Source organism: Eggerthella sp. 1_3_56FAA, from assembly GCF_000185625.1.
Taxonomy (GTDB): domain Bacteria; phylum Actinomycetota; class Coriobacteriia; order Coriobacteriales; family Eggerthellaceae; genus Eggerthella; species Eggerthella lenta.
This window is the reverse complement of the sequence record NZ_GL622582.1, coordinates 43,301-51,639: the sequence shown is the minus strand read 5'-3', so window position 1 is coordinate 51,639 and position 8,339 is coordinate 43,301. Positions and strand designations below refer to the sequence as shown.

Genomic DNA, 8,339 nt, shown 5'->3' with positions numbered 1-8,339 from the left:
GCAGATGGCGCTCGGCGAGCAGGATCGGGTCGTCCGGTGCGGCTCGCGTTCGCTTTTCTGGGCGTCCGGGCGGCCATGCGCTACCGCGTGCTCTCCGCCTGCGCATCCTTGACAGCACGCAGCTTCCGCAGTGCCGCAGCGATGTAATACGCGGTAGTGACCAGCCCCAGCGCAAGTCCGGCATATACGAACCAGATGCCCCACGAACAGGGCAGCCCGTTCAAACCCGGCAACCAAGCCGCGTCCACGAGACCGAGTCCCGGTACGAGCGGCCAGTTCAGCAGCAGGCCGGCGAAGCCGACGAACAAGAGCGTCGTGGCCACCTTGCCCGGAAAGATGACGGCCACGCGCACGCGAAAGCGCTTGAGCAGCACCGCGCCGCCCATGAGCAGCAGCAGATCGCGCACGAGCACCACGAGGATGATCCACAGCGGCAGACGTCCCACGAGGAACAGGCCGCACACGCCCGAGATCATGAGGATGCGGTCGACCGCCGGATCGAGCAGCTGGCCCAGACGGGACACGGCATTCGTCCGGCGGGCGATCTGCCCGTCGATCCAGTCGGTGCCCGCTGCCAGCGCGTACAGCAGCGTAGCCGCGACGTTGAAACCGTTGAGAAGCAGCACAAGGAAGACGGGCACGAGGCACAGCCTGACGAACGAGATGATGTTCGGCACGGTGAAGATGCGGTCGCTCACCTGGTCGGCTGCGCAGCCCTCATCCTTCTGTCCCATACGAGCATCCTTCCCTTCCGCGCCGTCTCTCGACGCAAAAACCGGGCCATGCGCTCGGGCCCGGTAGAACGTGTTCCGATTTGCACCATTCTAGCAGGTTTCCCCAGAACCCCGTCCTTGTTCACGTCTTCAACGGGATTTCCATTCGCCCGCGCACCTCGCGCGACGACGGCCAGAGAGTTCCCCTCTGGCGCGTTCGTTTGGTTCATGCACGCTTTTGTCAAGCGAAAGGGATCCATATGCCCGCACCTGGTTGACAAAAGCGTGCATGAGGAACTGTATCCCCGGGGCCGGAAACGAAAGAAGACCCGGGAACCGTCAGGGTTCCCGGGTCTTCGCAGTTCCGACGGAGCTCGTCTTACGCCGTTTTCTTGGTCTCCGGAACCTCGAAGGAGTCGACGTGCTTGCTCGTCGCCGGCGGCGTGTACGTGGGCTCCATGGTCAGGCAGTCCTTCGGGCATTCGCGCACGCAGCTGCCGCACTGCACGCAGCGGAAGCGGTCGATGGTCCAGGTGCGCGCCGGCTTGTCCACTACGATTGCGGCGCAGGGGCAGCGCTTCTGGCAGATGCCGCACAGGATGCATCGGTCAACGTCGTTCACCACATGGCCCTTGAGACCCGCGGGAGGGGTTTTCGTCTCGACGGGGTACATGAGCGTCTCGGGCTTCTTGAACAGGCCCCCGAGGGTCATTTTTCCCAGCTTGAAGCTTCCCATGGTCCTCCTACCTTTCCGTGCAGCTGATGCAGGGGTCGATGGTGAGCACGATCATGTTGACGTCGGCCAGGTCGCACCCGGCGAGCGCCGTGGCCATGCCGGCCAGGTTCTGCGACGTCGGCGTGCGCATGCGCATGCGGTCGAGGAACTTCGACCCGTTGCCGCGCGCATAGTAGTAGCATTCGCCGCGAGGCTGCTCCACCACGTTGGCGGCCTCGGCACCGGCCGCAGGGGAGCCCTTCACGTCGACGGCGATGTCGCCGGCGGGGATCTTGGCGATCATCTCCTCGATGATATCGATGGACTGCAGCACCTCGAGCGCGCGCACCTTCACGCGAGCGTAGCAGTCGCCTTGGCCGTCGAGGATGGGCTGGAAGTCGGACAGGAAGCCGTAGCCGCCGTTGCCCAGCATGCGCGCATCGTAGTTCACGTTGGAGGCGCGCGCGAACGGACCCACCATGCTCTGGGCCAGCGCATCCTCATGGCTGATATAGCCCACGCCAACGGTGCGGTTCTTCACCGAGCTGTCTTTGAGGAACGCGTTGCACAGCTGGCGGTATTCGTCCTTGATGCCCTCCAGCACGCGCTTCATCTCGGCGAACTGCGCGTCATCGATGTCGCGGACCACGCCGCCCACCTTGACGACCGAGAAAATGACGCGTCCGCCCGTGGTCTTCTCGAAGATGTCGAGCACGCGCTCGCGCAGGCGCCAGCAGTGCATGAACAGGCTCTCGAAACCGAATGCGTCGGCCGCGAGTCCCATCCACAGCACGTGGGAGTGGATACGCGAAAGCTCGTGCCAGATGACGCGCAGGTACTCGGCGCGCTCGGGGATCTCGACGCCCATGAGCTTCTCGACGGTCTCGGCGTAGCCCATGGAATGCCCGAACGCGCAGATGCCGCAGATACGCTCGGCCACGTAGATGAACTGGTTGTAATCGCGCGTCTCCACGAGCTTCTCGAGGCCGCGGTGGATGAAGCCGATCTGCGGAACCGCCTCGATGACGGTCTCGTCCTCCACCACGAGATCGAGGTGCAAAGGCTCGGGCAGCACCGGATGTTGGGGGCCGAACGGGATGACGGTCGCCTTTCCCATGCTACTCACCTTCCTTTTCTGTTTCCGTCTTCGCCGCTTCGCGCGCGGCCTTGGCTTCCAAAGCGGCCTTCACCTTGGCTGCTTTCTCAGGGTCGAGGTTCGCGATCTTCTCATCGGCGGCCGCCTGCTTCGCCGCAGCCTCCTTCTTGGCCTTCGCGGCGATGGCCGCCTTGACGCGGGCGACCTTCTCGGGATCCACGCCGGCCAGGCGCGCGTCCAGGTCATCGGAGCCCGAAGGCTTGATGACGTCGCCTGTCGGCTTGGACTTCGCCTCGGGATGGCTCGCCACGTACGAGGCCTCCGCGGCCTTCGCAGCGCGCTCCTTGGCGGCTTTCGCCTCGGCCACCTTCCTCGCCTTCTCGCGAGCCGCCTTCTGCTCCGGCGAGATGATGGTCATGGGCTCTTTCTGCGCGAGCGCGTAGAAGTTGCCGCCGAAGTCGATGGCGATGCCCTCGATGTCCACGCCGAACAGATCGTGCGCCTCGTTCTCGAACACGAACGCCGCCAGGAACTGATCGGTGACGCTGGGTACGGTCGTGCCCTTCTTCACGCCTTTGATCTCATGGTTCGTCAGCACGCCGTCCTTCATGAACGAGTATACGAGATCGATGCCTTCCTCGGTGTTCACGCACAGCATCTGCACGAAGCGCGCGCCTTCCGCCTTCTTTTCCGCTGCGAGCGCCGGCAGGCCCTCGATGGTGAGCGGGATGAATTCCGATTGCAGGGTCACGTTTCTCACGCCCCTTTCTTTTGCGCCTGCAGGGCTTTCGATTTTTCTTCCAGGATACCGAGTCCCTGCACGACCGCATCGATGATGGCCTCGGGGCGCACGGCACAGCCGGGCGCGTACACGTCCACGGGGATGGCCTGGTCGACGCCGCCGATCACGTTGTAGCAGTCGTGGAAGATGCCGGCCGAGCATGCGCAGATGCCGCACGCGATGACCACCTTCGGCTCGACCATCTGGTTGTAGATCTCCTGGACCACGCCGATGTTCTGCTCGTTCACGCTGCCCGTGACGAGGAAGATGTCGGCGTGCTTGGGGTTGCCCGTGTTGATGATGCCGAAGCGCTCCACATCGAACCCGGGGCACAGCGCGGCCAGCACTTCGATGTCGCAGCCGTTGCAGCTGGAACCGTCGTAGTGGATGACCCACGGTGATTTGGTTGCATACGTCATAGGTGCAGCTCCTTTACAGGTAGGCCAAGAACGCGATGTTCACGCCGCCCGCGACGAGGGCCACGCCCCACGCCGATGCCAGCAGGGCCTGCCACTTCACGCGAGCGAAGTTGTTGTCGATCCAGATCTCAAGGAAGTACACGAGCACCACTACCACGAGCGCCAGCACGATGGACAGCGGGTTGCCCCAAAGGAAGAACAGCGCGGTCCAGCCGAGGAACAGCACGTTCTCGCACCAGTGCATGATCTCCACCTTCGCCAGCGTCTTGCCGCTCATCTCGGTGGTGATGCCCTTGACGATCTCCTGATGCGCATGATGCGAGTACGACAGGTCGAACGGCGACTTGCGCAGCTTGATGGTGAGCACGAACAAAAAGCCCAGGAATACGAGCCAGATATTGGTCACTACGGGCGCGTCGAGGAAGAACACGCCTGCGGAGTTGAAGGTTCCGGCCGCCATGTAGAACGCCACGGCCATGAACAGCACCATGGGCTCGTACGCCATGACCTGCAGCGTCTCGCGGTTCGCGCCGATCTCGGCGTACGGCGAGCGCGTGGAGTACGCGGCCACGATGAAGAACAGGCCCGACAGCGTGATCACGAACACGCTCATCAGCAGGTTGCCGCCGGAGAAGAAGATGCCGCCGGCGATGAGGGTGAACACGAGGGCGCACGTGATGTAGGTGCCCTCGGTGGAGTTCACCGACACGTTGTCCTTCTCGATGAGCTTGCGGACATCGTAGTACGGCTGCAACAGCGGGGGTCCCACGCGACCCTGCATACGAGCCGAGATCTTGCGGTCGAGACCGGCGAGCAGGCATCCCAGAACCGGCGCGACGATGGCGAAGACGAGGGTGCCGATAAGAGCGAAGAGCATTGTCATGTCAGATCACACCCTTTCCTAGAACAATCCCGGAACGCCCACGGCCGCCGCCGCGAATGCGATCACGATGATGACGGTGCAGCACGCGGTGCCGAACGGCGACAAGCGCTTCTCGCCGAAGATGCCCTCGAGGTACCAGTTGCGCGCCGATGCGGTGGATTCGCCCGACAGCGAGTTGGAGAACGTGCGCTCGGCGTTGTCGCGGCTCACGCCTGCCAGGTAGATGTCGACCTTCTTGGCCTTCGAGCGGCCGAGTCCGGCGAACAGAACCACGGCGATGAACGCCGACAGGATGGAGGCGATCCACAGGTTGGACGACGAGATGTCCTGGCCCACGGTGCCGAACACGCTGTAGATGTACGGTTCCACCACAGCCCACGAGATGATGGGCAGTCCAATGCAGCACAGGATGACGAGCACGGCCATGACCATGATGGCCACCCACTCGCTGGAATGCACCTTGGCCTCGACGTTCTCGGGACGAGCGGCGATGCCGGAAAGCTTGCCCAGCCACTTCGCCCAGAACATGAACGTGGCCGCGGAGCCGAACGCCAGAAGCACGATGAGCGCCACCTGACCGGTATCCGCGAAGGAGACGAGCGTGGCCCACTTGGCCAGCAGCATGCCGAACGGGGCGATGAACATGCACAGGATACCCAGCATCATGAAGCGGGCTAGACGCGGCATGCGCTCGAACAACAGGTCCATGTCCTCGATGTCGCGGCTGCCGATATGGTGCTCGGCGGTGCCGACGCACAGGAACAGCAGCGACTTCGCGATAGCGTGGAACAGCACGAGGAAGGCCGCGGCCCAGACCGCCTCGGGCGTGCCAACGCCCGCACAGGCCACGATCAAGCCGAGGTTCGCGATGGTGGAGTACGCCAGCACGCGCTTGGCGTTCGACTGCGAGATGGCCATGAACGAGCAGAACAAGAACGTGAGGCCGCCAACGAGGATGACCATGACGGACGGAACGGGACACGCCATCATGATGGGCGCCAGCTTGATGAGCAAGAAGACGCCCGCCTTCACCATGGTCGAAGAGTGCAGCAGCGCGGACGTGGGAGTGGGCGCCACCATGGCGCCGAGGAGCCACGTGTGGAACGGCATCTGCGCAGCCTTGGTGAGGCCGGCGAACGCGAGCGCCGTGACCGGCAGCACGACCATGCCGGGGTTGGCGATGCCGATCTGCAGGAACTCGAGGAACGACAGCGTGTTGAACTGGATGGCCATGACGTACAAGGCCGCCAGGAAGGCGATGCCGCCCAGCAGGTTCATGATAATCTGGCGGAAGGCGTTCTTGATGGCCTCCTCGGTACGGGTGAAGCCGATGAGGAGGAAGGAGCACACCGTGGTGATCTCCCAGCCGGTGAACAGCCACAGCATGTTGTTCGAGAACACGATGAGGAACATGGCCGCCAGAAAGACGAACATGAGGGCGAAGAACGTCGGCCGGCGGTCCTTCGCGCCTTCCGGCTCGTGCGCCTGGAAGTCTTCCATGTAACCGAGAGCGTACACGCAGATGCCGGAGCCGATGACGCCGATGATGAACGCCATGAGCAGCGACAGCGAGTCGAGGTACAGCCCTTCGGTCACGAGGACGTCGTGGGCGAAACCGAACTCGAACACAAGCGAGCCGACCACCTGGACGGCTGCGAGCACGCAAGCCCACAGGTTCTTGTACTTGATGCCGAAGTACAAGATGGCGGCAGCGATGAGCACGCTGACGGCCATGCAGACGTAGTCGACCACCGGGGAGTAGAAATCATACGTTATCCACGGAGCTCCCAGATAGGACACGACGAGCCACACCGACGCTAACCCGATGACGAGCGCGGAGGCTCCCACAATCACGTTTCTCGCTCGGTTGTTGCGCACGACAAGCAGAACGCCGGCAACAACCAGCGGGAAAAGGATTAAAAACCCGAGCATAGCCACGTAGCTTCCCCCTTTACCTTTACCGATTGCACTTGAACAATAAAAGCGAGCGATATCGCCCGCCAGGCCACTCTACCAGAGAAAAGTAAACGGTCGGATGACATGGCCCCTCCGGAGGCGATTGCTCGGTAAAAGGGAGCCAACGGCGAACACGGATTCAATCAGCGGCGAGACGTTGAAGGCAAACGGTTTCGCATTGACGAGCCGCTTCTTCTCCGTTACCCGACCGTTATTTCATTGTGCACGCACACAAAACACGAGGGAACGGCTCGAGCCGCTAGGCTCGATGGAGGCCATTCGAGCCCTCCCCCGCTTCCGCAGCGCGCAGGCGCCGCCATTCGAAGGCGAGAAAACCGCTTACGATGAGCGTGGATGTTATATCGGATATCGAGGGCGCCAGCCACACGCTCTCAAGCGCCGTGATGGGCAGCACCTGCGGCAGAACGAGCGGGCAGAACACGAGCAGCGGAATAAGGAACAGGATCTGGCGCGTGAGCGTGAGCACGGTCGCTTTCGCCGCCTGGCCTGTGGCGTCGAAGTAGTTCGAGCCGATGGTCTGAATAGGCAGGATGGGAATGAACATGAGGTACAGCACAAGCGCCCAAGCCGTTTCCTTCATATATATCTCGGGCAAGCCGAACAAGTGCGCGTACAGGTCGGGTGCGAGGACGACCGTTGCCCACAAAGGCGTCGTGATGGCGATGCCCAGCACTATGGCCTGCACGAGCACGAGCTTCATGCGGCCGTAAGCGCGAGCGCCGTAGTTGTAGCCCACGATAGGTTGCGCCCCCATGGCGATGCCCATGGCCGGCATGAACGTGAACAGGCCTACGGCCGACAGCACGCGCATCACCGCAAGCGCTCCGTCCACGCCGAGCGCATCGGCGGCACCGTACAGCACCAACAGGTTGTTCTCTATCATAGACGACACGGCGAAGCCCAGTTGCGTGACGCACGGAGCGATTCCGAGGGCGCAGACGCGCAGCGCGATGCGCGGGTCGAGCGACAGCGACGGACGGCGCAAAGGCATGGGTGAGCCCTTCTTGAGGAAGAACTGCATCACGAACAGAGCCGACAGCGCCCATGAGCACACGGTGGCCAGCCCGGCGCCGCGCATGCCGCCGTCGAGCACGATGATGAACAGGTAGCCCAGCACCACGTTCGCGCCCGTTCCGACGAGCATGGAGCCCAGCGCTCGGTTGGGGTGCCCTGCCGTGCGGATGAAGTTGTTCATGCCGAACGCGATGAACTGCAGCGGGCAGCCTGCCACGATCACCGTCATGAAGTCGAGCGCGAGCGGCAGCACGGAGCCGTCGGCGCCCGAGTAGCGAAGGATGGGCTCGAGCGCGAAGATGGCGATGCCCCACAGCACCGCCGTGGCGATCAGCAGCAGCACGAAGCTGTTGCCCATCACGCGTTCCGCCACGCCCTTCTTGCGCTCGCCCAGCTTGATCGCCGCCAGCGCGTTGCCGCCCACGCCCACGAGCATGGCCACGGCCACCATGGCCGTCATCATGGGATTCGCGACCGTGGTGGCGGCCAGGCCGTCGGCGCCTACCGCATGTCCCACGTATACCGCATCGATGACGTTGTACAGCATCTGCACGAGCATGCCCGCCACCGCCGGGATGGAGAACTCCAGAAGCAGCTTGAAGGTGCTCTCAGTGCCCAAACGGTCGATCTTCCGATCGCTTCTCGACTTCGGTGCGATCTCGGCGACGACGCCCTCGCCGTCCACAGCCTCTTCGGTTCCGTGCATGATTCTTCGCTCCATACGTGCGCGAGCATGCGGCC

Annotated in this window: 8 protein-coding genes; all 8 read right to left on the bottom strand. The window is 63.1% G+C overall.

The features are described 5' to 3' along the window. Positions 1-80: 80 nt before the first annotated feature. Positions 81-734, bottom strand: coding sequence for a CDP-alcohol phosphatidyltransferase family protein (locus HMPREF1023_RS13475; RefSeq protein WP_009306984.1), 654 nt, complete (start codon positions 732-734; stop codon positions 81-83). A gap of 358 nt (positions 735-1,092) precedes the next feature. After that, a complete protein-coding gene (locus HMPREF1023_RS13470; protein ID WP_009306983.1) occupies positions 1,093-1,449 on the bottom strand; it encodes a 4Fe-4S binding protein in 357 nt (118 codons plus the stop codon). A 7-nt stretch (positions 1,450-1,456) separates the two neighbouring features. Next, entirely contained in the window at positions 1,457-2,545 is a 1,089-nt protein-coding gene (locus HMPREF1023_RS13465; protein WP_009306982.1) for a nickel-dependent hydrogenase large subunit, read from the bottom strand. A gap of 1 nt (position 2,546) precedes the next feature. Continuing rightward, entirely contained in the window at positions 2,547-3,284 is a 738-nt protein-coding gene (locus tag HMPREF1023_RS13460) for an NADH-quinone oxidoreductase subunit C (protein ID WP_015760640.1), read from the bottom strand. Next, the gene (locus HMPREF1023_RS13455; RefSeq protein ID WP_009306980.1) at positions 3,281-3,724 is read right to left on the bottom strand and encodes an NADH-quinone oxidoreductase subunit B family protein; all 444 of its coding nucleotides are present in this window, start codon (positions 3,722-3,724) and stop codon (positions 3,281-3,283) included. Before HMPREF1023_RS13455 ends, HMPREF1023_RS13460 begins: the two co-directional genes overlap by 4 nt. A gap of 13 nt (positions 3,725-3,737) precedes the next feature. Next, complete coding sequence (locus HMPREF1023_RS13450) at positions 3,738-4,607, bottom strand: complex I subunit 1 family protein (RefSeq protein WP_009306979.1); 870 nt, start codon at positions 4,605-4,607, stop codon at positions 3,738-3,740. 18 nt (positions 4,608-4,625) lie between these two features. After that, the gene (locus HMPREF1023_RS13445; RefSeq protein ID WP_009306978.1) at positions 4,626-6,539 is read right to left on the bottom strand and encodes an NADH-quinone oxidoreductase subunit L; all 1,914 of its coding nucleotides are present in this window, start codon (positions 6,537-6,539) and stop codon (positions 4,626-4,628) included. A gap of 283 nt (positions 6,540-6,822) precedes the next feature. Next, positions 6,823-8,304, bottom strand: a complete 1,482-nt coding sequence (locus HMPREF1023_RS13440) for an MATE family efflux transporter (protein ID WP_009306977.1) — start codon at positions 8,302-8,304, stop codon at positions 6,823-6,825. Positions 8,305-8,339 lie beyond the last annotated feature (35 nt).